The organism is Propionibacterium australiense (assembly GCF_003666605.1).
Taxonomy (GTDB): domain Bacteria; phylum Actinomycetota; class Actinomycetes; order Propionibacteriales; family Propionibacteriaceae; genus Propionibacterium; species Propionibacterium australiense.
The window spans coordinates 1-26,781 of sequence record NZ_RCIV01000020.1 but is presented as its reverse complement, the minus strand read 5'-3'; the positions used below and the strand labels follow the sequence as shown (position 1 = coordinate 26,781).

At 71.9% G+C, this 26,781-nt stretch carries 22 protein-coding genes; 3 read left to right on the top strand and 19 right to left on the bottom strand.

Annotation, left to right across the window (positions count from 1 at the left end):
• Positions 1-123: 123 nt before the first annotated feature.
• From D9T14_RS11405 to D9T14_RS11395, 3 genes are all read right to left on the bottom strand, one after another.
• Complete coding sequence (locus D9T14_RS11405; RefSeq protein WP_119162381.1) at positions 124-2,424, bottom strand: ATP-dependent DNA helicase RecG; 2,301 nt, start codon at positions 2,422-2,424, stop codon at positions 124-126.
• A gap of 177 nt (positions 2,425-2,601) precedes the next feature.
• On the bottom strand, positions 2,602-2,787 hold the full coding sequence (gene rpmB, locus D9T14_RS11400) for a 50S ribosomal protein L28 (RefSeq protein WP_119162382.1): 186 nt from the start codon (positions 2,785-2,787) through the stop codon (positions 2,602-2,604).
• 121 nt (positions 2,788-2,908) lie between these two features.
• A complete protein-coding gene (locus D9T14_RS11395; protein WP_119162383.1) occupies positions 2,909-4,594 on the bottom strand; it encodes a ribonuclease J in 1,686 nt (561 codons plus the stop codon).
• 63 nt (positions 4,595-4,657) lie between these two features.
• On the opposite strand from D9T14_RS11395, the gene D9T14_RS11390 reads away from it, so the two are divergent.
• Together D9T14_RS11390 and D9T14_RS11385 are read left to right on the top strand one after the other, a co-directional pair.
• The gene (locus D9T14_RS11390) at positions 4,658-5,212 is read left to right on the top strand and encodes a GNAT family N-acetyltransferase (protein WP_232012356.1); all 555 of its coding nucleotides are present in this window, start codon (positions 4,658-4,660) and stop codon (positions 5,210-5,212) included.
• 813 nt (positions 5,213-6,025) lie between these two features.
• Entirely contained in the window at positions 6,026-7,501 is a 1,476-nt protein-coding gene (locus D9T14_RS11385; RefSeq protein WP_119162384.1) for an MFS transporter, read from the top strand.
• Between the two features lie 369 nt (positions 7,502-7,870).
• On the opposite strand, the gene D9T14_RS11380 is transcribed toward D9T14_RS11385, so the two are convergent.
• From D9T14_RS11380 to D9T14_RS11335, 10 genes are all read right to left on the bottom strand, one after another.
• Positions 7,871-9,307: a mannitol dehydrogenase family protein gene (locus D9T14_RS11380; RefSeq protein ID WP_119162385.1), complete on the bottom strand. Its 1,437-nt coding sequence runs from the start codon at positions 9,305-9,307 to the stop codon at positions 7,871-7,873.
• Positions 9,308-9,579: 272 nt separating this feature from the next.
• Entirely contained in the window at positions 9,580-10,530 is a 951-nt protein-coding gene (locus D9T14_RS11375; protein ID WP_197720588.1) for a site-specific tyrosine recombinase XerD, read from the bottom strand.
• Positions 10,523-11,185 carry an NUDIX domain-containing protein gene (locus tag D9T14_RS11370; RefSeq protein WP_119162387.1) on the bottom strand — a complete coding sequence of 221 codons (663 nt, stop codon included), beginning with the start codon at positions 11,183-11,185 and terminating at the stop codon, positions 10,523-10,525. Before D9T14_RS11370 ends, D9T14_RS11375 begins: the two co-directional genes overlap by 8 nt.
• The gene (pyrG, locus tag D9T14_RS11365; RefSeq protein ID WP_119162388.1) at positions 11,182-12,855 is read right to left on the bottom strand and encodes a CTP synthase; all 1,674 of its coding nucleotides are present in this window, start codon (positions 12,853-12,855) and stop codon (positions 11,182-11,184) included. The genes D9T14_RS11370 and pyrG overlap by 4 nt, the downstream gene beginning before the upstream one ends.
• A gap of 395 nt (positions 12,856-13,250) precedes the next feature.
• Positions 13,251-14,939 (bottom strand): DNA repair protein RecN, encoded by a 1,689-nt coding sequence (gene recN / locus D9T14_RS11360; protein ID WP_119162389.1) that lies wholly within the window; start codon positions 14,937-14,939, stop codon positions 13,251-13,253.
• A gap of 1 nt (position 14,940) precedes the next feature.
• The gene (locus tag D9T14_RS11355; protein ID WP_119162390.1) at positions 14,941-15,849 is read right to left on the bottom strand and encodes an NAD kinase; all 909 of its coding nucleotides are present in this window, start codon (positions 15,847-15,849) and stop codon (positions 14,941-14,943) included.
• Between the two features lie 61 nt (positions 15,850-15,910).
• Positions 15,911-16,654: a TlyA family RNA methyltransferase gene (locus D9T14_RS11350; RefSeq protein ID WP_119162391.1), complete on the bottom strand. Its 744-nt coding sequence runs from the start codon at positions 16,652-16,654 to the stop codon at positions 15,911-15,913.
• A complete protein-coding gene (locus tag D9T14_RS11345) occupies positions 16,651-16,899 on the bottom strand; it encodes a hypothetical protein (RefSeq protein ID WP_119162392.1) in 249 nt (82 codons plus the stop codon). Before D9T14_RS11345 ends, D9T14_RS11350 begins: the two co-directional genes overlap by 4 nt.
• Positions 16,900-16,961: 62 nt before the next feature.
• Positions 16,962-17,489 carry a DNA-binding protein gene (locus tag D9T14_RS11340; protein ID WP_119162393.1) on the bottom strand — a complete coding sequence of 176 codons (528 nt, stop codon included), beginning with the start codon at positions 17,487-17,489 and terminating at the stop codon, positions 16,962-16,964.
• Positions 17,490-17,555: 66 nt separating this feature from the next.
• A complete protein-coding gene (locus D9T14_RS11335; protein ID WP_119162394.1) occupies positions 17,556-18,791 on the bottom strand; it encodes a serine/threonine-protein kinase in 1,236 nt (411 codons plus the stop codon).
• A 118-nt stretch (positions 18,792-18,909) separates the two neighbouring features.
• Between D9T14_RS11335 and D9T14_RS11330 the strand changes: the two genes are divergently transcribed.
• On the top strand, positions 18,910-20,793 hold the full coding sequence (locus tag D9T14_RS11330) for a vWA domain-containing protein (protein ID WP_119162395.1): 1,884 nt from the start codon (positions 18,910-18,912) through the stop codon (positions 20,791-20,793).
• A gap of 28 nt (positions 20,794-20,821) precedes the next feature.
• On the opposite strand, the gene D9T14_RS11325 is transcribed toward D9T14_RS11330, so the two are convergent.
• From D9T14_RS11325 to D9T14_RS11300, 6 genes are all read right to left on the bottom strand, one after another.
• Positions 20,822-21,412, bottom strand: coding sequence for a CbiQ family ECF transporter T component (locus tag D9T14_RS11325; protein ID WP_119162405.1), 591 nt, complete (start codon positions 21,410-21,412; stop codon positions 20,822-20,824).
• Positions 21,413-21,456: 44 nt separating this feature from the next.
• Complete coding sequence (locus D9T14_RS11320) at positions 21,457-22,188, bottom strand: energy-coupling factor ABC transporter ATP-binding protein (protein ID WP_119162396.1); 732 nt, start codon at positions 22,186-22,188, stop codon at positions 21,457-21,459.
• Positions 22,189-22,195: 7 nt separating this feature from the next.
• Positions 22,196-22,804, bottom strand: coding sequence for a biotin transporter BioY (locus tag D9T14_RS11315; protein WP_119162397.1), 609 nt, complete (start codon positions 22,802-22,804; stop codon positions 22,196-22,198).
• A gap of 166 nt (positions 22,805-22,970) precedes the next feature.
• The gene (locus tag D9T14_RS11310; protein WP_119162398.1) at positions 22,971-24,032 is read right to left on the bottom strand and encodes an HAD-IIA family hydrolase; all 1,062 of its coding nucleotides are present in this window, start codon (positions 24,030-24,032) and stop codon (positions 22,971-22,973) included.
• Entirely contained in the window at positions 24,029-25,117 is a 1,089-nt protein-coding gene (locus D9T14_RS11305; protein ID WP_119162399.1) for a tetratricopeptide repeat protein, read from the bottom strand. Before D9T14_RS11305 ends, D9T14_RS11310 begins: the two co-directional genes overlap by 4 nt.
• Positions 25,114-25,797 (bottom strand): hypothetical protein, encoded by a 684-nt coding sequence (locus D9T14_RS11300; RefSeq protein WP_126464277.1) that lies wholly within the window; start codon positions 25,795-25,797, stop codon positions 25,114-25,116. Before D9T14_RS11300 ends, D9T14_RS11305 begins: the two co-directional genes overlap by 4 nt.
• Positions 25,798-26,781 lie beyond the last annotated feature (984 nt).

The following is a 26,781-nucleotide window of genomic DNA, read 5'->3' as shown; positions in this document are numbered from 1 at the left end:
GCCCCGGGGGCCGGGAGCAGGCCCCCGTTCCCAGGACGCCGCCGGCCGCCTCACCGGCGCAGGGGCGACCGTGGGGCGGCGGAGCGGGGGGTGCCCGGCGTGGCCGCACCGCCGCCGGGCGGCTCAGTCGCGTTCGAGCCATTCGGCGGCGCTGAGTCGCTCGCTGTGACGGATCATGTCGGCCAGCCCGCCGGGCAGCCTCTCGGCGGGTTCGTGGGCGAGGGCATCGGCCGTGCGGCGGGCCCGGGCGATGACATCGGCGTCATCGAGCGCCCGGAGCAGCCGCAGAGAGCTGCGCGTGCCCGACTGCTCGGCGCCCAGTACGTCGCCCTCGCGGCGCTGGGCCAGATCCAGCTCGGCCAGGGCGAAGCCGTCATGCGTCGCCGCGACGTCGCGCAGCCGCTGGGCCGAGGCCGTCCGCGGGTCGGCGCCGCTCAGGAGCAGGCAGACGCCCGGGAAGCGGCCGCGGCCGATGCGTCCGCGCAACTGGTGCAGCTGGCTGATCCCGAGACGGTCGGCGTCGAGGATGATCATGGCGCTGGCATTGGGCACGTCGACGCCCACCTCGATGATGGTGGTCGTCACGAGCACGTCGATCTCACCGGCGGCGAAGGAGGCCATCGTGGCGGCCTTGGTCTCGGCGCTCTGCCGCCCGTGCAGGAGCCCCAGGCGCAGACCGGCCAGCTCACGTCGACCGAGCCTGGCGTAGGTCTCCTCGGCGCCGGCCGGCTGTCCGGCGCCGTCCGCGCCGGCGGGCGGGGAGCCCTCGGACCCGCCGATCCGGGGGCAGACGACGAATCCTTGACGCCCGGCCTGCACCTCCTCACGCAGCCGTTCCCAGACCCGGCCCGTCCAGGTGGGGTGCTCGGCGGTGAGGACCGCGGTGGTCTGCACGTCGGCGCGGCCGCCCGGCAGATCCCGGAGGGTGGAGACCTCGAGATCACCGAAGACCGTCATGGCGACCGAGCGGGGTATCGGCGTCGCGGTGAGCACGAGTTCGTGCGGGCGCAGCGCGCCGCCGGTGGTGAGCCTGGCCCGCTGCTCCACGCCGAAGCGGTGCTGCTCGTCGATGACGACGAGCCCCAGCCCGGCGAAGCGGACCTCGTCGCCGAGCAGGGCGTGGGTGCCGATGACGATGCCGGCCTCGCCCGAGGCGATCCGGTCGAGGATCGCCCTGCGCTGGGCGGCGGGCACTGAGCCGGTGAGCAGCTCGACACCGGTGGCCTGCTCCGGGGCGCCGAGGGTGCCGCCGTCGGCGAGATCACCCATGAGCGAGCCGATGGTGGCGGCGTGCTGGGCGGCGAGCACCTCGGTGGGCGCCAGCAGGACGGACTGGTATCCGGCGTCGACCGCGGCGAGCATGGCGCGCAGGGCGACGACCGTCTTGCCTGACCCGACCTCGCCCTGGAGCAGCCGCTGCATGGGGCGTTCGGAGGCCATGTCGGCAGCGATCTCGGCGCTGACCCGTTGCTGGGCGCCGGTGAGTTCGAAGGGGAGCCGGTCGTCGAAGGCCGACAGGAGGCCGTCGTCGCGGGCGGCGATGGCGGCCGCCGGGTGCGCGGCGGCCTCGCGGCGTCGGCGGGCCATGGTGAGCTGCAGGCCGAGCGCCTCGTCGAACTTGAGGCGGCGCATTCCGGACTCGACGTCCTGGCGGCTGCGGGGCTGGTGGACCATGGTGAAGGCCTCGAGCAGGCCGGGCAGCTCCTCGGCGGCGCGGATCTGCTCGGGCAGCGGGTCGTCGATGCCGGCGAGCATGTCGAGGGCCATGGCGACGCATTCGGCGATCTGCCAGGTCGGCAGCGCGGCACGAGCCGGGTAGATGCCGATCACCTCGCCGCGGCTGACGACCTGGGCCATCTGGGTCTTCTTCTCGTCGGCGGCGCCGACGATGCGGCCGTCGTCGTCGAGCATGACGAAGTCGGGGTGACTCATCTGCAGTTCGCCGCGGAACTCGCCGATCTTGCCGACGAAGATGCCCCTGGAACCCATCGAGAGCTGACGCTGCCAGTAGTCGACGAGGTACTTCTTGCCGAAGAAGATGAGTTTGAGCCGGCCCCGGCCGTCCGTGAGCACCGCTTCGAGACGCCAGCGGCGCGTGTCGCCCTTGAACGGCTGGGCGCCGACTGTGGCGACCCCGGCCAGGACCGCTGCCCGCTCCCCCGGCAGGAGCGCGCCAAGGTCGCTGCGCTGGGTGCCGTAGAGGTAGTCGCGCGGCGTGTAGTGCATGAGGTCGTCGAGGGTGTGCACACCGACGGCGCCGAATGCCTTGGCCGTCCTCGCCCCGAAGACGCCCGACAGCGGCTCGGACAGGCGCCGGAACGCCTGCGTGTGGAAGGCACTGGCCACCTGGCCGGAGCGCGGGGCCCGCCCTGTCGGTCTCGTTCGTCCAGCCACGCATCCGAGACTAGCGGGATGGCCGGACATTTCCCGGGCCGGACCGGATCCCGCCGCCGGGCCGGGCGGTCCTGTCCGGCGGGCCCGGGGCGGGCCGCGAGCCCGATGATGTCCGGTCCCCGTCGCGTTCCGGCCCGGCGGGGCGACGGGAACGGATGAGAGGGGGCCGCCCCACGATGGAGCGGCCCCCTCTCACAGAGCCTGGGTTCAGCGGGTGACCTTGCCGGCCTTCAGGCAGGAAGTGCAGACGTTCAGACGCTTCGACGTGCCGTTGACGACGGCATGGACGCGCTGGATGTTCGGATTCCAGCGGCGGTTCGTCTTCTTCTTCGACCACGGCACGTTGTGCCCGAAGCCGGGGCCCTTGCCGCAGATCTCGCACACGGCAGCCATGGCGACTCCTTGACCTCTTCGATGACAGTGAACAGCGCCAACCAGGGCGCAACTTGGTGATTGTATCCCGCGGGCGAGGCGTTCCCCAAATCCCGCCGGGCAGCCGCCGGCCGGGCTGGGCTCAGATCGCGATGACGACCGGGACGATCATCGGCCGGCGACGGTAGGTGCTCGACACCCATTGGCCGACCGTCCGGCGGACCACCTGCTGGAGACGGTGCTCGTCGTCGACGCCCTCGCCGAGCGCCTCGTCGAGCGCCCTGGCTATCTTCGTCGTGACCTCGTCGAAGACCGCCGGAGCCTCGAGGAAACCGCGGGCCGAGACATCGGGGCCGGCCACGACCTCGCCCTTGCGCAGGTCGACGGCGGCGACGACCGAGATGAATCCCTCCTCGCCGAGGATCCGGCGGTCGGTCAGGCTCGACTCGGAGACGTCGCCGACGGTCGAGCCGTCGACGAAGATGTACGAGGCGTCGACGAGACCGACGAGTTCGGCGACCCCGTCACGCAGGTCGACGACGTCACCGTCATGGGCGACGATGGCGCGGTCGCGTGGCACGCCGGTGGCGACGGCCAGGTCGGCGTTGGCGACGAGGTGACGCTCCTCACCATGGATCGGCATGACATTGCCCGGCTTGACGACGTTGTACAGGTAGAGCAGCTCGCCGGAGGCCGAGTGGCCCGAGACGTGCACGAAGGCGTTGCCGCGGTGCACGACCTTGGCCCCCAGCCTCGTGAGGCCGTTGACGACGCGGTAGACGGAGTTCTCGTTGCCCGGGATGAGGGAACTGGCGAACAGCACGGTGTCGCCGGGGTTGATGCCGATGACCGGGTGATCGCGGTTGGCGATGCGGCTCAGGGCGGCCAACGGCTCGCCCTGGGACCCGGTGCAGACCACCACGACCCTGTCGTCGGGGTAGTCGTTGAGCTGGGACAGTTCGATGAGGATGTCGCCGGGCACGTGCAGATAGCCGAGGTCGCGGGCGACCGCCATGTTGCGGACCATGGAGCGTCCGACGTAGCAGACCTTCCGGCCGTGCCGGGCGGCCAGGTCGAGGATCTCCTGGACGCGGTGCACGTGGGAGGCGAAGCAGGCCACGACGAGTTTGCGGGAGGCCTCGGCGAAGACGCGCTCGAGGTTCGGCAGGATGTCGCGTTCCAGCGGCGTGAAGCCCTTGACCTCGGCGTTCGTCGAGTCGGCCATGAGCAGGTCGATGCCCTCGGCGCCGGCGCGGGCGAATCCCCGCAGATCGGTGATCCGCCCGTCGAGCGGCAGCTGGTCCATCTTGAAGTCGCCGGTGTGCAGCACCGAGCCCGCCGGGGTGCGGATGACCACGGCCAGGGCGTCCGGGATCGAGTGTGTGACGGCGAAGAACTCGAGCCCGAACGCGTCGACGTCGACCCGTTCACCCTCGGCGACGGTGTGCAGCACGCAGTCGCGCAGGCGGTGCTCGCGCAGCTTGGCCTCGACGAAGGCCAGGGTCAGCCGGCTGCCGTAGACGGGGATGTCCGGGCGCTGACGCAGCAGATAGGGCACGCCGCCGATGTGGTCCTCGTGGCCATGGGTGAGCACGAGGGCCACCACGTCGTCGAGACGGTCGGCCAGGTAGTCCAGGCCCGGCAGGATGAGGTCGACACCGGGCTGGCTCTCCTCGGGGAAGAGCACGCCGCAGTCGACGATGAGGATCTTCCCGTTGAGCTCGAAGCAGGTCATGTTGCGCCCGACGTCGCCCAGGCCGCCGAGTGGGACGACACGCAGGGTGTCGGGTTTCAGCTGGGGAGGATTCTTCAAACCGTCATGTGTCACGGGCACAGCCTAGCGGTGCCGTCGGCCGGGGACCGCCGGCGCCGCGGCCGTAGGCTGTGAACCGTGAGCGAGCACCTGCACGACGAGACCGCGCACCACGCCGACGCCCCGGAGCCGGGTTTCGTCCGGCTCGCCATGGCGGACGAGGCCGGACGCATCGCCGAGCTCCAGGCCGGGGCCTGGGCCCGGGCCGGGCTGGGCGATCAGCTGCCCGGGCACGCCGTCGTGTCGGCCACCTGGCTGTCGGCGATCACCGCTCCCCCGCTCGCGAGCTACCGGGTGCTCGTCGCGACGGCCGAGGACCACCGGACGGTACTCGGTTTCGCCGCCATCGGCCCCAGCGAGGACCCGGACGCCGAACCCACCGACGCGGTCGTCGGCGAGTTCGTCGTCGGGCGCACCGGCCGCGGGCACGGCTCGCGGCTGCTCAACGCCGTCGTCGACACGATGCGGGCCGACGGCTTCGAACGCGCCACCTGGTGGGTGCCGACCACCGACGACGGGCTGCGCGCCTTCCTCACCGGCTGCGGCTGGGCGCCGGACGGCGCGCACCGTGAGATCGGCCCCGAGGACGGCTCGGTGAGCCTGCGCCAGGTGCGCCTGCACACCGCCCTCTGAGGGCACGCCCGAGAGCCCGGCACTTCAGCGGCACGGGCCCCGCAAGCATCGCCCGCATGACCGCACGGCCCAGTGACCAGGACCGGCCCGTCGTCCCTGTGACAACCGGTTCAGCCCCCGTGACGGCACGCATCCCGGCCCCGGGTGGGCGGCCGGCACGGCGCCCCGGGCCGCACCCGGTGCGCTGGCATGCAGGTCATCGGGTGCGGGGTCTTCCATCGACTGCTCGGCTGAGGGCGCGCCGGGCCGCACCCCGGACGGGGGATGTCGGGCTGCCTCCACATGTTCTGAACGCTGAGATGCAGGGCCGCCCCCGGGCAGGGGTTGTCGGGCCGATCTCCTCAATGATGGTGCGCGGTATGAGGAACCGCCCCCCGGGCACGGGGATGTCGGCGGCCATGACGACGGGGCGCCGCAGTTGCGAGGAAGGCCTCACCTAGTCAGCAGGCAGGCAGCTGGCAGGCCGAGGTTGCCCATCCAGCCCTGCAACCACGATTGCAGGACTGGTTGCAGTCAATTGCAGGCGGTTGCCATCTTGGCTTACGAGCGCTCGGACACGCGTGTTAACGTCCATTCCGTCCGAGGACACCGCACATGTGATTGACACGGTGCGGCGCCTCGACTCGAGACCACCGGCCCGCCGCTCGGCGAGCCGTCCTCCTGAGCAGCACGCTGCGGCCGTCTGCGCGGCCATGAGCGAGTCGCTGTTCGTCAAGCACACCGTCGCGCGCCGGATCCGTACCGGGATCATGTCCCGGGTGGACTGTGTGCGCTCCCGCGTGCGAAGAGCACGCAGAAAGAGTTGTTCGCCGAATGTCCTCCCGCAAGAGCCGCAGCATTGGCGCGGTGATCTTCGTCGTGGCCTACACGACCTTCCTCGCCACCTTCAACGAGACCTTCCTCAACGTGGCGCTGACCCCGATGATGAACGACCTGCGGGTCGGCTCGGGCACCATCCAGTGGGTCACGACCGCCTACATGCTGGCCGCCGCGATCATGGTGCCGGTCACCGGCTTCCTGTACCGCTCGGTGCGCACCCACAGCCTGCTCATGCTCGCCCTGAGCCTGCTGCTGGGCGGCACCGTCATCGGCGCCATCGCCCCGAGCTTCGTCCTCGTGCTCGCGGCCCGCATCGTACAGGCCCTGGGCACCGGCATGATCGTGCCGATCGGCATGAACCTGACGCTGGCCGTCTCGCCCCGCGAGAAGCTCGGCACCAACATGGGCATCGTCTCGGCCATGACCACCCTCGGCCCGGCCTTCGGGCCGATCATCGCCGGCTCCATCCTCCAGTTCGGCAACTGGCACACGCTCTTCATCTGCTTCGGCGTGCTCATCGCGGTGGCCTGGGCCATCGCCTTCGTCAGCGTCGGCGACGAGGCCGAGATCACCAGCCCGAGGCTGGACACCCTGTCGACCACGCTCATCTCGCTGGCCCTCATCGGCATCCTCTACGGCATCTCGACGATCTTCGCCGGACCCGCCGTCCTCGCCATCGCCTGCCTGGTCGCCGGCGCCGCGGCCCTGGCCGCCTTCGTGGTCCGCCAGGGCCGGATCGCCGAGCCGCTCATCGACCTGCGCCCGTTCGGCAACAAGGGCTTCACCCTCGGCCTGTGCGTCATCTTCCTGACACTCATGATCGTGTTCTCCATGAACATCGTGCTGCCGATGTTCATGCAGAGCGCCCTGGGCTTCTCGGCCTTCAGCGCGGCCCTCACGCTGCTGCCCGCCTGCATCCTGTCGTGCGTCCTGGCCCCGGTCGCCGGCAGGCTGTACGACCGACACGGCCTGCGCGTCTCGCTGCCGATCGCCCTGGTCGTCGTCACCGCCTTCACCGTCGCCCTGTCGACGCTCGGCGAGGGCGCCGGCTCCTGGCAGATCATGGCCTGCTACGCACCGGTCATCGCCGGCACGGCCTTCACGATGGGCCCGGCCCAGACCTTCGCGCTGGCCAGCCTCGAGAAGCCGATGTACTCCCACGGCACGACGATCGTCTCGACCGCCTTCCAGGTGGCCGGCTGCATCGGTTCCTCGCTGTTCATGGGCATCCTGTCCGGCGTCCAGGCCGGCCGGCTGTCCGGCGGCGCCTCGATGGCCTCGGCCACTGCTGCCGGTTTCCACGTCGCGGCTCTGGTCGCGGTGGGTGTCGCCGCCGCGGCCCTGGTGCTGTCGCTCGCCCTCGCCCGGATCGAGCGGTCCCGCCGCGCCGAGCTGCTGGCCCGTGTCGAGCCGCAGCCCGAGCGTGAGCGCATCAGCGCCGGCGAGAGCGAGCAGGTCACCATCGACTGACCGCACCGCAGGGCTCCCGCCACGGCAGGCCCCGGCCCCTCCCCAGGGGCCGGGGCCTGCCTGCGTCCCCGGCGCCGAGGGCGCGGGGCCATGGGCGCCCGCGCCGAGCAGCCGACGAGTCCCCCGCCGGCACGAGGCGGCCTTCTCAAAGACCGGCGACGGCGACACCGATGGACAAGCCCTGCTGGCATGGACCGGGCACCATGCAGCAGGGCTTCCTGCCCTTGGTGCAGGGACAGGTCCCGCCGGACACCGCGAGCCCGTGTCTCGGGTCCGTTCGGGCCGGGGCCGTAACCACACGTGCCCCGCCGGCTGCTGCCGGGCGGGGGCACGTGGATTCGGCGAGTGGTGCGGGCCGCGCTCAGCGGATCAGGGCAGCAGCGCCGTGACGGCGTCCACCAGCTGGTCGTGCACCGCGGTGTTGCCGGGCAGGTCCGTGCCGAAGATGTCCTCGATGCCCATGAGGGCCCCGACGATGCCTCGGGGGTCCTTCGAGCCGCGGACGACGGCCAGCCGATCGGCCATCGGGTCGTCGATGGGCAGGGCCAGGCCGTTGGCCTCGGGGGTGGCGAGGTAGGCCATCCACGCGGCGACGCCGGTGATGGCGTGGGCCGGGTTGCGCCCGGCGGCCAGGTTGTCGCGGATCGTGCTGAGCAGGCGCAGCGGAATCTTCTGCGAGCCGTCCATGGCGATCTGGGTGGTCTTGTGGGCCAGGGCCGGGTTGGAGAAGCGCTTGAGCACCTCGGCGCCGTAGGCGGGCAGATCCTCGCCGGGCGGGCACTCCAGCACGGGGATGACGTCCTCGGTGATGAGCCCGCTGGCGAGCTCGGCGAGCTCGGGGTCGGCCATGGTGCGGGTGATCGTCGGGTAGCCGCGCAGGGCGCCGGCGTAGGCGAGCGTGGAGTGCGTGCCGTTGAGGATCCGCAGCTTCATGTTCTCGAAGGGCTCGACGTCGTCGGTCAGCTGGGCGCCGGCCTGCTCCCAGGCGGGGCGCTCGGCGACGAAGTCGTCCTCGATGACCCACTGCTTGAAGAGCTCGGCGGTGACCAGGCCCTCGTCGTGCAGGCCGAGGATCTGCTCGCCCATGGCGCGGTCGGCGTCGGTGGTGGCCGGGGCGATGCGGTCGACCATGGTGCAGGGGAAGGAGACCTTCGAGGCGATCCAGGCGGTGAGCTCGTCGTCGCCGAGCGCGGCGCAGAAGTCGTCGACGAGGCGCTTGAGGACGCGCCCGTTGCTCGCGAGGTTGTCGCAGCAGACGACGGTGATGGGCTCGGCCCCGGCGCGCTGGCGGGCCTGCAGGCCGCGGACGAGACGGCCGATGGCGCTGGCCGGTTCCCCGCCGGCCAGGTCGGCGGCGACGGCCGGGTCGGTCAGGTCGAGACCCCCCTGGCCGTCGCGGCGGTAGCCCTTCTCGGTGACGGTCAGCGTGATGACCCGGGTGGCCGGGTCCGCGATGCGGGCCATGAGCTCGGCGTTCTGCTCGGCGGGGAAGAGCACCTCGCGCACCTGGCCGACGACACGCACCCCGGTGTGGTCGACGGCCCGTTCGAGCACCCCGTAGAGCCCGTCCTGCCCGGCGAGCTGGCGCCTGACCCTGTCGGAGCGCTGGGTGACGCCGCAGATGCCCCACCGGTCGTCGCCGGTGGCCGCGAACGCGTCCTGGGTGTAGACGGCCTGGTGGGCGCGGTGGAAGGCGCCGATGCCCATGTGCACGATGCCGGTGCGCTGGGTGTCCCAGCCGCTCGGCGGCAGGGTGACGCCGTCGGCGTTGGCGGCTGACAGTGTTGCCTTGGAGAGTCGTTCCATCACGTCCTCATCTTTCTGGACCGCGTCGGATCATGCGGTCGTCCTGGCGGGGCCCGAGGGCAGCACTCGCTGCTGCGCACCCGGCCTCGACCCCGATGATGGTGCATGGACGCCCGCGACCGGCCCGTGCTGCCATGCGTTGCCCGCGAGTTCCCCTGCCCCTGTTCACCGTCTGTGGGGCCCCGTCATCGGAAAATGAGGTCGCGTGGGGCATCCTCGATCGGGAATTCGTCGGCGGCCTCGAGTCCGGTCACGATGCCGTGCATCGCCCCTCAGCGCGCCCGCGGGTGCGCGCTGGCGTAGACCTCCCGCAGGTGCTGGGCGGTGACCTCGGTGTAGATCTGGGTGGTCGTCACCGAGGCGTGGCCGAGCAGTTCTTGGACGACCCGCACATCGGCGCCGCCCTCGAGCAGGTGGGTGGCGAAGGAGTGGCGCAGGGAGTGCGGGCCGATCTGGGTGGTGATGCCGGCCGCCCGGGCCCGGGTCTGCAGGACCTCCCAGGCGCTCTGGCGGCTGAGCCTGGCCCCGCGGGTGTTGAGCAGCAGCGCCGGGCTCGCCTCGCGCGCTCTGGCCGCCAGGGCGGGGCGGCCGCGCACCAGCCAGGCGTCGACGGCCTGGCGGGCGTAGCCGCCGAGCGGCACGACACGCTGCTTGTTGCCCTTGCCGACGACGCGCAGCCCGGCGGCGGGGTCGTCGAGGACGCGGGTGAGGTCGTCGACGTCCCAGGCCAGCGCCTCGCTGATGCGCGCCCCGGTGCCGTACAGGAGCTCCAGCAGCGCGGCGTCGCGCAGACCGACGGGGGTCTCGCGTTCGACGGAGTCGATGAGGGCGGCCACCTGGTCGGTGGTGAGGGTGCGCGGCAGTCTCCTGGCCGGCTTGGGCGGGCGGATCACCGCCGAGAGGTCCTCGGCGACCAAGCCCTCGGCCGCCGCGAAGCCGTGCAGGCTGCGCACGGCCACGACGGCGCGGGCCACGCTCGACGCCGCAAGCGGCCGGTACTCCTCGTCGCCGGCGGACAGGGCCTGCTCGTAGTCGGCGAGCACGGCCGGGGTCACCTGCCCCGGCCCGGTGATCCCCCTGGCCCGCAGATAGCCGGTGTAGCGGTCCAGGTCACGGCGGTAGGCGGCGATGGTGTTGGCCGCCAGGCCGCGTTCCACGCCGAGATGGTCGAGGTAGCCCTCGACCCAGTCCCGGAGCGCGTCCGACCCGGCGGGCTCAGCCAAGTTCGCCGATCTCCGCGTCACGGGCGGCCTGGTTGTCCCGCGCCGGCCACGGCGCGTCCGCCGGGCGCAGCGAGTCCAGGCGGTCCTGGGCGATGGCGAGGGCCAGCGCGAGGGTGCCGTAGATCATCGACGGGTTGTGGATGCGTCCCGCGTAGACGTCCTCGACGAGTTCGTCGAGGGCCTTCCAGCTGATCCCCATGTCGATCTCCTCCGCCTCGACGACGAAGTTCTCGGGGCGCGGGACCTGGTGCAGGCCGCGCGCCAGGTAGACGCGGATGGACTCCTGCAGGCCGCCGGGAGACGTGTACGGGTCGACGAGCACGCGCCAGTCGTCGGCGGACAGCATGGCCTCCTCGGCCAGTTCCCGCCTTGCCGCGGCGAGCGGGTCCTCGTCCGCGACGTCGAGCAGACCGGCCGGCGGTTCGACGAGCCGGGCCCCCACCGGGTGCCGGTACTGGTGCACGACGGCCACCCGCTGCCGCTCGTCGAGGGCCATGATGGCGACGGCGCCGGGGTGGGTGACCCACTGGCGTCTCATCGTGCTGCCGTCGGGCAGGCGCACCTCGTCCTCGATGAAGGAGCACACCCTGCCGACGGCCTGCACCTCGTGGCTGAGGATCGGCCAGTGCTCGGCCCGGTCGACGAGCCCGCTCACTGCTGCTCCCCCGTGTCCGGGGCCGTGCGGTGGGTGGCCCGGTGACGCTCGATGGCGGCCTGGACGAGGCCGGTGAACAGCGGGTTCGCGCTCGTCGGGCGCGAGGTGAACTCGGGATGGGCCTGGGTGGCCACGAAGAAGGGGTGCTGGTCGGCCGGCAGCTCGATGAACTCCACGAGCTTGCGGTCCGGGGACAGGCCCGAGAAGACGAGGCCGGCCGCCTCGAGCTGCTCGCGGTAGGCGTTGTTCACCTCGTAGCGGTGCCGGTGGCGTTCGGAGACCTTCGTCGTGCCGTACAGGCCGGCGACGATCGAGCCGGGCTCGAGTTCGGCGGGGTAGGCGCCGAGCCGCATCGAGCCGCCCATGTCGCCCTCCCCGGAGACGATGGAGCGCTGCTCGGCCATCGTGGCGATGACCGGGTTGGGGGTGTCGGGGTCGAACTCGCTGGAGGCGGCGTCGGTGATGCCGGCCACGTCGCGGGCCACCTCGATGACCATGCACTGCAGGCCGAGGCACAGGCCGAGGACCGGGATCTTCTTCTCGCGGGCGTACCTGATGGCGCCGAGCTTGCCCTCGACGCCGCGGATGCCGAAGCCCCCGGGGATGACGACGCCGTCGACGTCACCGAGCCGGTCGGCGGCGCCCTCCTCGGTCTCGCAGTCGTCTGAGGCCACCCAGCGGATCCGCACCCGGGCCCAGTTGGCGAAGCCGCCGGCGCGGATGGCCTCGACGACGGACAGATAGGCGTCCGGCAGGTCGATGTACTTGCCGACCAGCGCGACGGTGACCTCCTCGCTGGGGCGGTTGACGCGGGCCAGCAGATCGTCCCAGGAGGTCCAGTCCACGTCGTGGAAGGGCAGGTTGAGGATGCGCACGACGTAGGCGTCCAGGCCCTCGTGGTGGAGCACCTTCGGGATGGCGTAGATGCTGGGGGCGTCCGGGCAGGCCACGACACCGCCGGCGTCGACGTCGCAGCTGAAGGCGATCTTGCGCTTGATGGCCTCGGGCAGGTCCATCGCGGAGCGGCAGACGAGGGCGTCGGGCTGGATGCCGACGCTGCGCAGCGCGGCGACCGAGTGCTGGGTCGGCTTCGTCTTCAGCTCGTGGCTCGGGCCGATGTAGGGCACGAGCGAGACGTGGATGTAGAAGGTGTTCTCACGGCCGATGTCGTGGCGGACCTGGCGGGCCGCCTCGAGGAAGGGCTGGGACTCGATGTCGCCGACGGTGCCGCCGATCTCGTGGATCACGACGTCGTCGCCCGGCTGCGCGACGTCCAGCATGCGGCGCTTGATCTCGTCGGTGATGTGCGGGATGACCTGCACGCACTCGCCCAGGTAGTCGCCGCGGCGCTCCTTGGCGATGACCGCCGAGTACACCTGCCCGGTCGTCACATTGGCGCGGGCCGACAGGGAGCGCCCCAGGAAACGCTCGTAGTGGCCGATGTCGAGGTCGGTCTCGGCGCCGTCGTCGGTGACGAAGACCTCGCCGTGCTGGAACGGGTTCATCGTCCCGGGATCGACGTTGAGGTACGGGTCGAGTTTCTGCATCGTCACCGACAGCCCGCGCGCCACGAGAAGACTGCCGAGGCTGGAGGCCGTCAGGCCCTTGCCGAGAGAGGAGGCGACGCCTCCCGTAACGAAGATGTGCTTTGTCTGCTTGGCGTTCCCCACGGGCCTCCAGCATAGGCGACAACGGATCCGGTCGCCCACACGGGGCGCCCTCCGGGACCGGGACGAGCCACTGATACGCGGCGAGGCCGCGGAGAACGGCACTGCTGCCGTGAGCTGAGGCAGCACGAGCCACTGATACGCGGCGAGGCCCCACCCCGCGGCTTCCCGGGGATGCTGGGACCTGACTTCCAGTCCCCTTGTTGTATGGCCAGAGCGTCTGGGTTTCCGGCGTGCACCGGGACCTGACTGCGCGTGCAGGCGCCCTCACGGCGCGCGGGGGCGGCGGCCTTGCTGGGAGAATCCGTGCGCCACGCGTGCCGGGCGCGGCGCAGGCCCATGGCGCGGGCCACCCGCTCGATCTCCCGTGCGTCCCGCGTGCCGGGCCCGGCGCCCCCTCAGCCCTGGGCGGCCTGCGCGAGGAGTTCGCGGGCGTGCCGCAGGGCGGTGTCCGAGACCGTCCCGGCCATGAGCCTGGCGATCTCGGCCTCACGGTCGGCGCCCTCGACGCGGTGCACGTCGGAGCTGGTGACCTGGCCGTCGGTCGACTTGGCGACCACCAGGTGCGTGTCGGCGAAGGCCGCCACCTGCGCGAGGTGGGTGACGACGATGACCTGCGAGTGTGCGGCCAGGCGCTTGAGCCGGCGGCCGATCTCGGTGGCGACCCGGCCGCCGACGCCGGCGTCGACCTCGTCGAAGACGAAGGTGTGGCCCTGCGCGCCGCCGGCCAGGACGACCTCGAGGGCCAGGCGGACCCGGGAGAGCTCACCGCCGGAGGCCACCCTGGCGAGCGGCGCCGGGGCCGTGCCGGGGTTGGCGCTGAACAGCAGGCGCACCTGGTCGCCGCCGTGCGGGCCGAGTTCGGGCAGCGGTTCGATGTCGAACACGAGCCGCGCATGGGGCATCGCCAGGGCGGCGAGCTCGGCGCCGGTGGCCTCGGCGAGGGCACCAGCCGCCTCGGCGCGCAGCGCGTGGAGGCGGGCGGCCCGGTCGGTGAGCCGGGCGTCGAGTTCGGCGCGCCGGGCGCGCAGCTGCTCGATGCGCTCATCGTCGCCGGACAGGTCGGCCAGGCGCTCGCGGGCGTCGGCGGCCCAGGCGAGCACCTCGTCGGTGTCGGCGCCGTACTTGCGGGTGAGGGCGGCCAGGGCCGCCCGCCGCGAGGTGATGGCCTCGAGCCGGCCGGGATCGGCGTCGAGGTCGGCCAGGTAGCCGGCCAGGTCGACGGCGGCCTCCTGGACGAGGATCGCGAGCTGGTCGAGCTGGGCGGCCAGCGGCTCGGCCTGGGCGTCGGCATCGGCCATCCGGCGCACCTGCCGGCGTGCCTCGCCGACGAGCCCGAGCGCGCCGGGGTCGTCGGCGTCGCCGTCGGCCGCTCCCGACAGGGCGTGGCCGGCGCTCTCGGCGAGCATGCGCAGATCATCGAGCCCCTGGAGACGTTCGGCCTGGGCGGCGAGCCGGGCGTCCTCGCCCGGCTGCGGGTCGACGGCCGAGATCTCGTCGAGGCCGAAGGCGAGCAGATCGCGTTCCTGAGCGCGTTCGCGGGCGTGCCGGACGCGCTCGTCGAGTTCGGCGATGACCCGCCGACGCTCCTCGAAGACCGCGCGGTAGTCCTGGAGCAGCTGGGCCAGTTCGGCCCCGCCGGCCGCGTCGAGCACCTCGCGCTGGCGTTCCGGGGTGCCGAGGCGGAGCTGTTCGGACTGCCCGTGGATGGTGGCGAGCTCGCCGGTGATCCGGCCGACGGCGCCCAGGGGCGCGGGCGCCCCGCCCAGCCAGGCCCGGGATCGGCCGGTACCGCCGAAGACCCTGCGGGCGACGATGAGCTCGCCGTCGTCGGTCTCGGCGCCGAGCTCGGCGAGACGGCCTGCGACGGACTCGACGCCGGTGAAGACGCCCTCGACCTGCGCGCGGTCGGCGCCGCGCCGTACGACCCCTGCCGTGGCGCGTTCGCCGAGCAGCAGGCCGAGGCCGGTGACGATCATCGTCTTGCCGGCCCCGGTCTCACCGGTGACGGCGGTGAGGCCGGGGGCCGGCTCGATCTCGGAGGAGTCGATGACGCCGAGCGAGGAGATGCGCAGGCTGGTGAGCACGTCAGTCCCCCTGGCGTCTGGGGGCCCGCCAGCCCTCGACGTCGAGGCCGAACTTCTTGACGAGCCGGGTGGTGAAGGGCTGCTCGGCCAGGCGGGCGATCTGCAGGTCCTGCGGGTGGCGTTCGACGACGATCGAGTAGCCGGGCCGCAGCTCGAAGCTGCGCCGCCCGTCGCACCAGACGATGGCCGAGGACGTCAGATCGCCCAGCAGCTGGAGCTCCACCTGGGAGCTCGGGGCGACGACGCAGGCCTGCGAGAAGAGGGCGTGGGCCGCGATGGGGACGACCTCGAAGGCCTCGGTGTTCGGCCAGATGACGGGGCCCCCGGCGCTGAAGCCGTAGGCGGTGGAGCCGGATGCGGAGGCGACGAGCACGCCGTCGCAGGCCCAGCGCGAGAGCGGCCGCCCGTCGATGAGGACCATGAGGTCGGCCATCCGGCGTCGCGAGGCCTTCTCGGTGCTCACCTCGTTGACGGCGAAGGAGGTCCACAGCGTGGCGCCGTCGGCGTCGAAGACACGCACCCGCAGGGTGAGGCGTTTCTCGATCATGTAGTCGCGGGCAGCGACCTTCTCGATGAGTTCGCCGATCTCGGAGGCCTCGAGCTCGGCGAGGAATCCGACGTGGCCGAGGTTCACGCCGAGCAGCGGGATGCCGCGCGGCAGCGCCCACTCGGAGGCGCGCAGGATGGAGCCGTCGCCCCCGAAGACGGCGATGAGCTCGACCTGGGAGTCGATGGACAGCGGGGTGACGCCGACCTCGGGAAGCCGGGCGCGGACCTCGTCGAGGTGGGTGGCCTCGACCATGCACGCGATGCCGTGCCGGTGCATCCCCTCGATGAACTCGACCGCGCTGGCGACCGCCTCCTGGCGGGTCGGATGGATGACGACGGCGACGCAACGAGTTTCTTCCACGCTGGCAAGCCTAGCGATCGCCACTGCCACCGGCCCCGGACAATCCACCGCCCGCGGCGGCTCACCGGGCCCGGCGCAGCCCGATGAAGAACTCGATGCTGCCGGCCGGTCCGGGCAGCCGGCTCGGCGCCTGCCAGAAGCAGTCCCAGCCCAGCCGGGCGGCCTCGTCGAGGACCTGGTGGACGGCCCACTCGCGGTCGGCCTCGCGGGTCACCACGCCATGGGCGCCGAGCCGCTGGCGGCCCACCTCGAACTGGGGTTTGACCAGGAGCAGCGCCGTCGCGTCGGGGCTGAGCACGCCGAGGATGGGCGCGATGACGAGGCGCAGCGAGATGAACGAGACGTCCCCGACGGCCATGTCGACCGGCTGCCCGTCGACGTGGCCGAGTGTGAGCTCACGCAGGTTGACGCCCTCCAGATCGCGGACGCGCGGATCGGTGCGCAGCTGCCAGGCGAGCTGGTCGTGACCGACGTCGACCGCGTAGACCTGGCGAGCCCCGCGGGACAGGAGCACCTGGGTGAACCCGCCGGTGGAGGCGCCGGCGTCGAGCACCCGGGCGCCCACTGGCACGCCGGACTCGTCGAGGGCGCCGAGGAGCTTGTGGGCGGCGCGGGAGACCCACGGGTCGGTCTCGACCTGGATCTGGTCGCCGGGGCCGACCGGCGTCGATGTCTTCGTGACGACGGCGCCGCCGACGCGCACGCGGCCGGACCGGATCAGCTCGGTCGCCTGGGAGCGCGACCTGGCCAGTCCGCGGGCCGGGAGCTCCCGGTCGAGCCTGCTCCGGGCGGGGTGCTCGCTCATGCCTGCTCGCCGTGCGGGGGCAGCTGGGCCCGGGTGCCGTCGAGGATCTCCGCGAGGCCCTGCTGGGCGGCGGTCAGCCGCTCCAGGCGTTCGCCGACGGGCAACTCGTCGAGGTCCCCCAGCCCGGCGAGCACCTCGTCGACGAGCCGGTTCCCGGTCACCGGGGGCTGCCGGCCGGCGGGGTTCCCGGGTTCGGGCGCCCCCTCGCCCTGGTCTGCGGGGGTGTCCTGCGGGAGTTCACTCATGGCGCAGAGCCTAGGTCACCGGGCCGGGAGCTCCCAAGAGGCCGGTGCGGCCCGGCCGGTGGTCAGCCGAGCCCTCTGGCCCGGACGAAGGCATCCGCCCGGTCGAGGCGCTCGGCGCCGAAGACCTGGAGCAGCTCGGCGATCTCGGCGCTGAGCGGACGGACGAGCTCGGCGGCCCGCAGGTAGTCCGAGGCGGAGGCGGTGGCGCGGAAGAGTTCCTGCACCTGGCTGGCCGTCGTCCGGTGCAGCTGCGTGGTCAGTGTCGTCGCGGAGATCTCCGCGGCGTTGTCGGCCTCCAGCTGTCCGAGGGCGGCGGCGACGGTGAGACGCCCCTCGCGCACGTCGGAGGCCAGCGTCACCATGCGGGTCAGGCGGGCGGCGGCAACCGGGTTCGCGATCTTGATGCGGCGGGCGTTGACGAGCTGGGAGAGCATGGGCGCCGAGATGCCCAGCAGCCTGGCCAGCCCGGCCTGGTTCAGCCCCAGCGTCGCCCCGCACTGGCCGATGACCTCGGACAGCGGCGCCCCGTAGAGGGCGGCCTGTTGCGCGCGGACTTCCTCCTGCGTGCGGACTTCCTCGGGACCGGCCATGCGGTCATCCTAATGGTAATTTGCAGCAAAGCACAACGAGGCCGGGTGCATCCCGGTGCAACCGCCTCACAGGGCCACGATGATCGCGGCCAGGATGCACAGCACCCCGCCGGCGACGACGATCACCGGGGCGATCTGCGCCTTGCCCGGTTTCGTGCTGGACGCGGCGTGGGCTGGGACCGTGGCCGGTGTCGGCGGGGCGCACACTGGCACCACCTCAGGCCCCGGGTTGGCCGGTGCGGGAAGGGGTGCCGCGGGATGGGCCGGCGCAGCCTCCTGGAAGGGCGCCGGCTCCTGGAAGGGAACCGGTTCCTGATGGGAGGCCGGAGCCCATCCGGGTGAGGGGCCGAACTGCTCCTGGCCCAGCGCCTGTCCCGACTCGGCCCTGGCCGGGGGCGGCGCGTAGAACTCGTCCAGGCCGCCCGGGCTCGGGGAACTCGGCAGGCCGGTGTCTTGGGGGCCGGTCCCCAGCGGCCCCTGGGGACCCCAGCCGGCCGGCAGGGGCTCGATCTGGTCGAAGACCTCGACGGGCTCACCGATCTGGGGTTCGGGAACGACGGCGGCAAGTTCCCGCCATGCCTGGGCGGCGCTGGTGACCCTGGCGGGGACATCGGCGATCAGATGCGCGATGACGTTGCCCAGCGGGGTGCCGGCGAACCGGGGCGGCACCTGGGCCGGCTCGTCCTGGCCGGGGCGGGCACCGGTCAGCAGTTCGATGAGGAGGATGCCCACCGCGTAGAGGTCCTGGGCGGGTTCGGGGTCGGCGCCGTAGCGGGCCTCGGGCGACATGTAGCCGGGCGTGCCGATGACCTGGGTCACCCGGGTCAGGCGGGGCTCGGCGATGGGTGCGGCGGTCCCGAAGTCGGACAGGACGATGTCGGGCACGGTGCCCGGGCGCAGCAGGATGTTGGCCGGTTTCACGTCGCGGTGGACGAGCCCGGCGGAGTGGATGACGTGGAGGGCCTCGAGGAGCTGGCCGATGGCCGGCAGCACCCAGGTCTGCGGCAGCGGGCCGTAGTCGCGCAGCAACCCGGCCGCGGAGCCGCCGTGCACGAGCGGCATGGCGAAGATGATGCGGTCATCCTCGCCGGCCCAGCCGCTCGGCGCGAGGAGATGCGGGTGGTCGAAGCGCCAGCGGGCCTCGCGCATGAACCGCAGCAGCGAGGTCGAGTCGGACTGGCGGAGCACCTTCCCGGCCCGGTAGCCGCCGTCCCGATGGTCCCAGATGCGCCAGACGTCACCCATGCCACCTGTCCCGAGCAGGTCCACGAGTTCGTAGCGTCCGGCGAAGATCTCTCCCATAACCGGTTCAGTATCCCACAGCACCGGTAAGGTTGACAGGTCCTGCCCCGACATGAGAGCTTTGCAATAGCAAAGTGCTATTTGCAGTTCTCTGTTGCACCCACCCGAAGGAAGAAGAATGAACCCCAGACTGCGACATCCCCTCGTCGCTCTCACCGCGCTGGCGATGGTCGCCGCCCCGGCGGCAACGACGCTTCCGGTCGCGGTCGCCGACCCGGGCACGACGAGCATGATGCTCGTCCTCGACGCCTCGGGTTCGATGGCGGCCGATGACGGCACCGGCACCCCCAAGATCGACTCGGCCCGCAAGTCGCTGACCTCGCTGGTGAACTCGCTGCCCACCAACGCCCGGGTCGGCATGCGCGTGCTCGGCGCCACCGTCGAGGGCACCGAGCCGATGCCCGCCGAGGCCTGCGACGACACCCAGCGGGTCGTCGACCTCGCCCAGAACAACCAGGCCGAGCTCATCTCGGCCATCGGCCACTACTCCCCCTACGGCTGGACGCCCATCCCCAAGGCCCTGGAGGAGGCCGGCAAGGACCTGGGCAGCAGCGGCAAGCGCTCCATCGTCCTCGTCTCGGACGGCGAGTCCACCTGCGGCGATCCCTGCCCCACCGCTGAGTCCCTGGCCTCCTCCGGCGTCGACCTGACGATCGACGTCGTGGGCCTGTCGGTCGACGCGACGACGCGCGAGCAGCTGCAGTGCATCGCCGACAAGGGCAAGGGCAAGTACTACGACGCCGACAACACCGAGGACCTCACCAGGGCCCTCCAGCAGTCGGCCACCGACCGCGACGTGCGCCCCTTCGACTACGACGGCACCTCCGTCACCGGCACCTCCAACGCCGGCAGCGCCCCCACGCTCACCCCGGGCTACTGGAAGGACACCGTCCCGGCCACCGGCAACGATTCCGACACCCTCACCCGCTACTACGTGGTGAAGCGCAGCGCCAAACAGACCGACATCAGCGCCTCGGTGCTCGTGACGAGCACGGCCCACGAGCAGGAAATCGAGTACACGAAGATCATGAGCACTGAGCTGCTCACCGGTAACAAGACGTGCACGTCGGGTGACGGCGACTACGCGGGTTCGACCTACCCCGAGCCCTATTTCCTCTCCGGCGCCATGGCGACCGGCAATGACTACAGCGAGGACTGCCGCGATGCCGAGCAGATGATCCTCAAGGTCGACCTGCAGAACTTCGACCTCACCGGTGACCGCACGCTCCAGCTCAAGATCGGCGAGTGGCCGCGCGTCGGCGACGTCAACGCCCAGGCCGCCGCGGCCGAGACCGCCGACGAGGGCGACTTCCAGGACACGACGAGCAAGTTCGGCGGCAGCCCCACCCAGATCCAGGGCGGCAGCTCACTCGCCTCGGCGACGAGCATCGAGCAGAACAAGCTCTACCAGAGCACCATCGTGCCCGGCGAGGTGCAGACCTTCAGCGTCCCCGTCGGCTGGGGCCAGTCGATCTCGAGCAGCGTGAGCGTCATGCCCACCGGCGGCGAGCAGGGGAAGAAGCTCGACGAGCTCGACAAGACCAACCACGAGCCGCTCGTGAGCACGAACATCATCACCGGTGCCGGCCGCAAACGAACCAAGGCACCCTGCGAGGTCAGGAGCGATGGCTGCACCGCAGAGATGTCACAGGTCACCAAGCCCGCGACCTATGACATGGACAGCGCCTCCTCCAGCGCCCAGGCCGGCGCCTACACGGTGACCGTCGCCATGTCCGACGACGAGACCCTGGCCGGATCGGAGTTCTCCTACCAGCTCTACGTGCAGACGGTCGGCGAGATCCTGCCGGCCCCGAACTACCAGACCTACGAGGAGTCGCTCACCGCCTCGCCCTCGGCCTCGACGGCGAAGGCCTCCAGCAGCGCATCGGCCTCGTCCGGGTCCTCGCGCAACTCCCTGCTGGCCCTGGCTCTGGGCAGCGTCGGCGTGCTGCTCCTGGCCGGCGGGGGCGTCGGCATCTGGTACACGCGCCGGCACCGCTGAACGGCACCGCACGACAACTGAACACGGTTCACCTCCGAGGCCTGGCCGGCTCCTCCTCGTCGGCCAGGCCTCGGGCGTGCAGGGCCTCGCCCATCTCCAGGGCGCGCCCCACGGCACCGATGACGATCGGGGTGACGAGCCGCCAGCCGGCGCGCTCGATGCCCCGCGCGCGGGCGGCGTCGCGGACCTGGCGCACGGTGAGCAGCAGGCCGGGCACCGCGTTCCACATGATCGCGATGGTGAGGGCGAACTTCTCGGGCCTGGCCCCGAGGACGCGGAACGGGCGGGCCAGCGCGGCCAGCGCGTCCATGAGCACCGAGGCCGGTGTCGTGCCGGTGAGCATGCGCGCCAGCCACAGGCACGAGAGCATGCCGGCGCAGAAGACGACGCCGTTGCGCCAGCTGAGGAAGATGCTGTCGTAGACGAGGATGAGCACGTTCATGACGATGACGCCCAGCATCGGGTTGAGCTCGCGCGGATGCCGCCCGGCGCCGAGCACGAGGACGAGCCCGGATGCGACGGCGGCCGCCACCGAGACCGGCCAGCGCCCGGCGAAGAAGGGCACGACGCCGAACACGACGAGCAGCAGGTACTTCACCGCCACCGGCGTCCGGTGCATGAGCGAGTGCCCGGCGCGGTAGGCGCCCAGATAGTTCTCGAGTCTCACTGCCGCGCGCTCCCCTGCTCGGGGTCCGCGGTCATCTGGGCGCGGTAACGGGCGATGATCTCGTCCGGTGGGCCGTCGGCGATCACCCGGCCGGCGTCGATGAGCAGCGCCCGGTCCATGTCGGCGGCCAGGTCCAGGTCGTGAGTGGAGCAGACGAGCTGCTGGTCCAGGGCGTCGAAGGCCCGCCCCAGGAGGATCCGGTTGCGCAGGTCGAGCAGCGTCGTCGGCTCGTCGGCGATGACGATGGAGGGTTCGACGGCCAGCACGGCGGTGAGCGCGACGAGCTGACGTTCTCCGCCCGAGAGGGTGTGGACGGAACGGTTCGCCAGGTGGGCGAGGCCGTGCGCCTCGAGCACGGCCAGAGCCCGGGACCGGCGTTCGGCGCGGCCCTTGACACTCGCGCGCAGGCTCAGCTCGATCTCCTCCAGGGGCGTCGCCATGACCAGCTGCGCGCCGGGATCGGTGAACACGTGCCCCACCCGGCGGCGCACGGCCCGGCCGTTCTCGGCCGGGTCGAGCCCCTCGACGAGCACCTGCCCGGCGGTGGCCCTCACGAGCCCGTTGACGAGCTTGAGCAGGGTGGACTTGCCCGAGCCGTTCGCCCCGATGACGGCGATCCGGCGCTCCGGCAGGGTCAGCGTGATCCCGCGCAGGATCTGCGTGGTCACCGGGTCACCGTCGATGTCGTAACCCTCGACGGTGACGCCGACCCCGCGGTACTCGATCATCCGGCCCTCACCTGCTCGCGGGCATGAGCCGCGGGAAGGCCGAGAGCACGGCGACGGCGAGCAGGGCCGCGATGACGGCCTTGACGACGTCGAACGGCAGGAACGGGGCCGTGGCGAGCAGGGCCGCCCCTGGGCTCATGCGCAGATTGGGGGAGGCCATGAACCAGGCGACGCCGAAGACGTGGATGACGAGGACGCCGACGAGTGCGGCGACGACGAGCCAGGCGGTGAGGGCCTTCTTCGAGGGGCGACGGCGCGCGGCAGCAGTACGGATCGCACCGGAGGCGAGGGCTGCGACGACCCAGCCGACGAGGTAACCGCCGGTGGCGCCGATGAGAACGGCCGGACCGGATGATCCCCCGCTGAACACGGGCAGGCCCGCCACGCCGACGAGCAGGTAGAGCAGCATCGTCGCCGCCCCCCGCACCGCGCCGAGCACGAGGGGGGCCAGCAGGACGACGATGAGATGCAGCGCGAACGGCACGGCCCCGACCGTGAAGAGGGCCGGGATGAGGGCGAAGACCGCGATGAGGGCGGCGAAGACGGCGATGAGCGCCAGGTCGGATGCGGCGAAACCACTGCGCCTCTGGGCGCGGTTCTCGGTGCTGGTGGTCATTGGCACTGAACTCCTGCGTGCGTGAAGGCGCGCCACCCTGGCGACGCCGCAATGATCCTACCGGACTACCCTGAACAATGTTCAATTGGCTTTCCGATGGCGTTCCGTCGAGGGATCTTGCCCTTCTTTTCCGAGAGGGAGGAGTGAGAGCGAGTGGGCCGAAGGGTCAGTGCAGCAGGTCAAGCGCCTCGATCACCGGGCCCGGATCGGCCGTGAGGCTCCGGTCCGCCCCATTGGTTCGATCAGCATGCTGCCAGGCCAGGTGGAGCGCGGCCCACAGCGCGTCGAGCTGGCTCTCGCGCTCGGCCCCATGGCCGCTGACCGTGACCCGTCTGGCGGCAGGACCGGAGGGATCAGTGGGGCCGTCGAGGCGGGCGACGGCGGCGCCGCACCGGGCCGTGTCGCCGCTCATCTCGACGTTGCGGATCGGTTTCAGCAGCGCCCTGATGTCGTAGCCCACATGGGTGGGGCGCCACCTGGGACCGGCGGCGAAAAGGTCCCGCATGCCGTGGGCGCCGGTGAACACGAACAGCGAGTCCATCCCGGCGTTGAAGGCGCCCTCGATGTCGGTGTCGAGCCGGTCGCCGACGAAGACCGGGTGCTCCGCCGACAACCTGCGGACGGTCTCGCGCAGCAGGGGCGGGAACGGCTTGCCCGCCATCTCAGGTTCGGCACCGGGTTCCAGGCAGACCCGGAGCGTGGCGATCTGGGTGCCCAGGCCCGGTTCGAGCCCCAGGTCGGTCGGGCGGGTCATGTCGGGATTGGTGGCGTACCAGCGGGCGCCGCCCTGCACGGCGTGCGCGGCGTCGGTGACGCGCGGCCAGGTCATCTCGGGGTCGTAGCCCTGGATGACGGCGACCGGGTCGTCCTGCCTGCTCCACACCGGGCTGAGTCCGACGGCCTCGATCTCGGCCGCCAGCGCCGGGGTACCGCAGATGAGCACCCGGGCGCCGCCAGGCAGCGCCTCGGCGAGCATGCGGGCCGAGGCCTGGGCGCTCGTGACGACGTCGGCGAGCCCGCAGTCGATCCCCAGGCTCACCAGGTGATCGGCCACTGTCTGAGGGGTGCGTGCGGCGTTGTTGGTGACGAAACCCACCGTGACGCCCTCGGCGCGCAGCCCCTCGACGCCCTCGGGGGCGCCCTCGACGGCCCGCGGCCCCAGGTAGATGACACCGTCCAGGTCGAAGAGCGCGGCATCGTACCGGCCGCACAGCAGTTCCCCGCTCACTTGTTGTCCTCCTCGGTCTCGGCTCTGCGGCTGTTCTGGGAATCCTCGGGACCGGGCCCCACCGAGGACGAGGCCTCGACCGCATCGCCGCGGGCGGCCTCGTCCCCCGTGTCAGCGGCGGCCGGTTCATCGTCGGTTGCCAGTGAGTCGGCAGCCGGGCCGTCGGCGGGAGAACCCGCGGGATCCTGGCCGGGCGCCGGGGCGTCCGCCCCTTCGTCCGGGATCCTCTCGCCTGGAGATTTGCCCGGTATGGCATCGGCCGGCTCGGGTGCCGCGCCGGCCGGGGCATCGGCGCCAGTGGTGACGACGCCCTCGCCGAGCTCGTCGTCGGCTCCCCCCGCGGTTCCCTCGTTCTGGGCAGGTTCGATCTCCTGCTCCTCGACGTACAGGTCCTCGTCGGTCTCGTCGATGGACGCCCGGAAGTCATCGGGGACCTCGGCGCCCAGGGCCTCCAGGCGCTCGGCGACGTCGAGCTCGTGCGCCCTGTCGAGACGTCCGGCAGCGGTGAACCAGGTGATGGCTTGGCCGGTGTCGCCGCCGGCGGCGAGCAGGTCGGCGTAGGCGTAGCGCAGCCGGGCCTGCGAGCCGGCCCTGCCGGTCTTGTTCTCGATGGCCTGCCGCAGGACACGCAGGGCCTCCTCGTCCTGGCCCATGTCGTGACGCAAGCCGGCCTCGACGAGGACCAGCTCGGCACGCTGCGTGGCGTCCAGGCGCGCCTCGTGCCCCTGGCGGATGGTGCGCAGCGCATTGTCGTGACGCCCGATCGCTCGCTCGCAGTCGGCGATGACGGGCAGGTACTCGTCGTTGCCGGTCATGCGGGCGACGGCACGGTACTCGGTGAGCGCCGTCGCGTAGTCCCCCGCCGCATAGGCCGTCTCGGCCGCGGCCTCGCGGACGATGGGCAGCCGTGCGGCACGGCGCCGGGCGGCCTGGGCATGCCGGTTGGCCAGTTCGGGGTCCTCCTCGATCAGTTCACCGGCGGCGATGAGATGCGCCATCACCTCGCGGGCGAGTTCCAGCGGCAGTCCCCGCAGTTCAGCGCGCACCGGCGCCGACAGGAGGCGTTCGTCGAAGTCGAGACTCACCTCCGGTTCGTTCTCGGGACGTCCTGGGCCCGGGTTCGGTACTCGGTCGTCCCGGCGTGAGCGGTCATCGTCATGGCGCCTGTTCCCGTCGGTGCGCCGGCCATCCCACTGCTGGCGCCCGGAGCGGCCCGGACGAGCATCATCACGGCGCCCATCATCACGAGACCCAGCGCCGTATCGGCTCCGGGCTCCCCGGTCACGTCTGCCCTGCCCGTCGGCGAACTCGCGGCGCGCATCGCGGCCGGCTCCGCCGCGCCGGTCGCCCTCGTCGTACCACCGACGAGCGTCCCGGCGAGGGTCCTCGCGCCTGCTCCCACCGGGGCCACCACGGCCGGCACGGCCCTGACGCCGGTCATCGTCCCAGCGGCCCACAGCGCCGCGGCGATCGTCCCGGCCACCACGCCCATCCGAAGCATGCCGCTCACCCCAGCCACTACGGCCCTGACGCCGGTCATCATCCCAGCGACGCCCGGCGCTGCGGCCACCACGGTCGTCTCGGCCTCGATCGTCCCAGCGGCCGTTGCCCCGGCGATGATCCTCGCGCCGGCTGTCACCACGACCACCACCCCAGCTGTCACGGGAACGACTGGCTCGGCGGTCGTCACCGCCCGAGCCGCGCTCGGGACCCTGGCCGCGGCGATCATTCCAGCTGCTCTGCGCACCGCTGTCCCGTCGGTCATTCCAACCGCCCCGGGTCGCCCGCCGCTCGCCGTCATTCCACCGGTGCCCGCGGCCCTCATCCCCGTCACGTCCTGTTCTGCCACTTCTCGGCGCAGGGCGCCGGCCCCTGTCCGACCAGGAAACGCCGCCACGACGTTCCTGCCGGCCCTCACCGGAGCCCGTACGGCGATCGCTGGTGTCATAGCGGCTGCCCCAGCCGCCGTTTCCGCCACGTTCGGAGCGGTCATCGGTCCGGCGGTCCCAGCCACCGCCGCGCGGACCCCGGTCGTCACGCGGCGTGGAGCCGCTGCGGCCACGCCCCGAACCGAAGCCCCTCCCGCGTCGCTGGTCCTGCCCACCTGAACGGCGGTCGAAGTGACGTCCGCGACCCTGCTGCGACCGGCCGCGCCCGCCGTCACGTCCCCGATAAGGACCCCGGGAGCCCTGATGATCCGATGAGTTGTCCATGATTCCGTCCTGCCCCGGCGGCGATACTGCGCGCTATTCAAAGGTCCTTTGTGAATGACACGGCAATGGATCACTGCCTCGGGCAAGCTTACCCGCTCAACGACAGACCCGTTGACCGCGAGGGCCTGCCACGGCAGCCAGCTGTGACGAGGGCCTGCACCGCATGACCGGCCCGCCCGAAGGACGGAGACAGGTCGGCTGGGTCTGCTCGCGCCGGTCGGCGGGATGGGCGCCCCGAAGGGGAAAAGGATGGGAAAGAGAAAAGGAGGAACGGAAGGAGGACGGTGTGTGGTGAGTTGTGGTGGCCCAGGAAAAGCGGGTATGCAAACGGGAGGGCCCGCCCCCGACGGGGCGGGCCCTCCCTGCTGAAAGAATGTGTCCCCGGTCGGATTGTTGGCCTCTCCGGGGACCCCGTGTTAAGTGGTGGTGCCCCCGCCACGATCACTGGCGGGGGCACCATTGAAGGGTTGTGTGCGGCGGTTTCCTACTCTCCCACACGCTGGCGCGTGCAGTACCATCGGCGCTGGAAGGCTTAA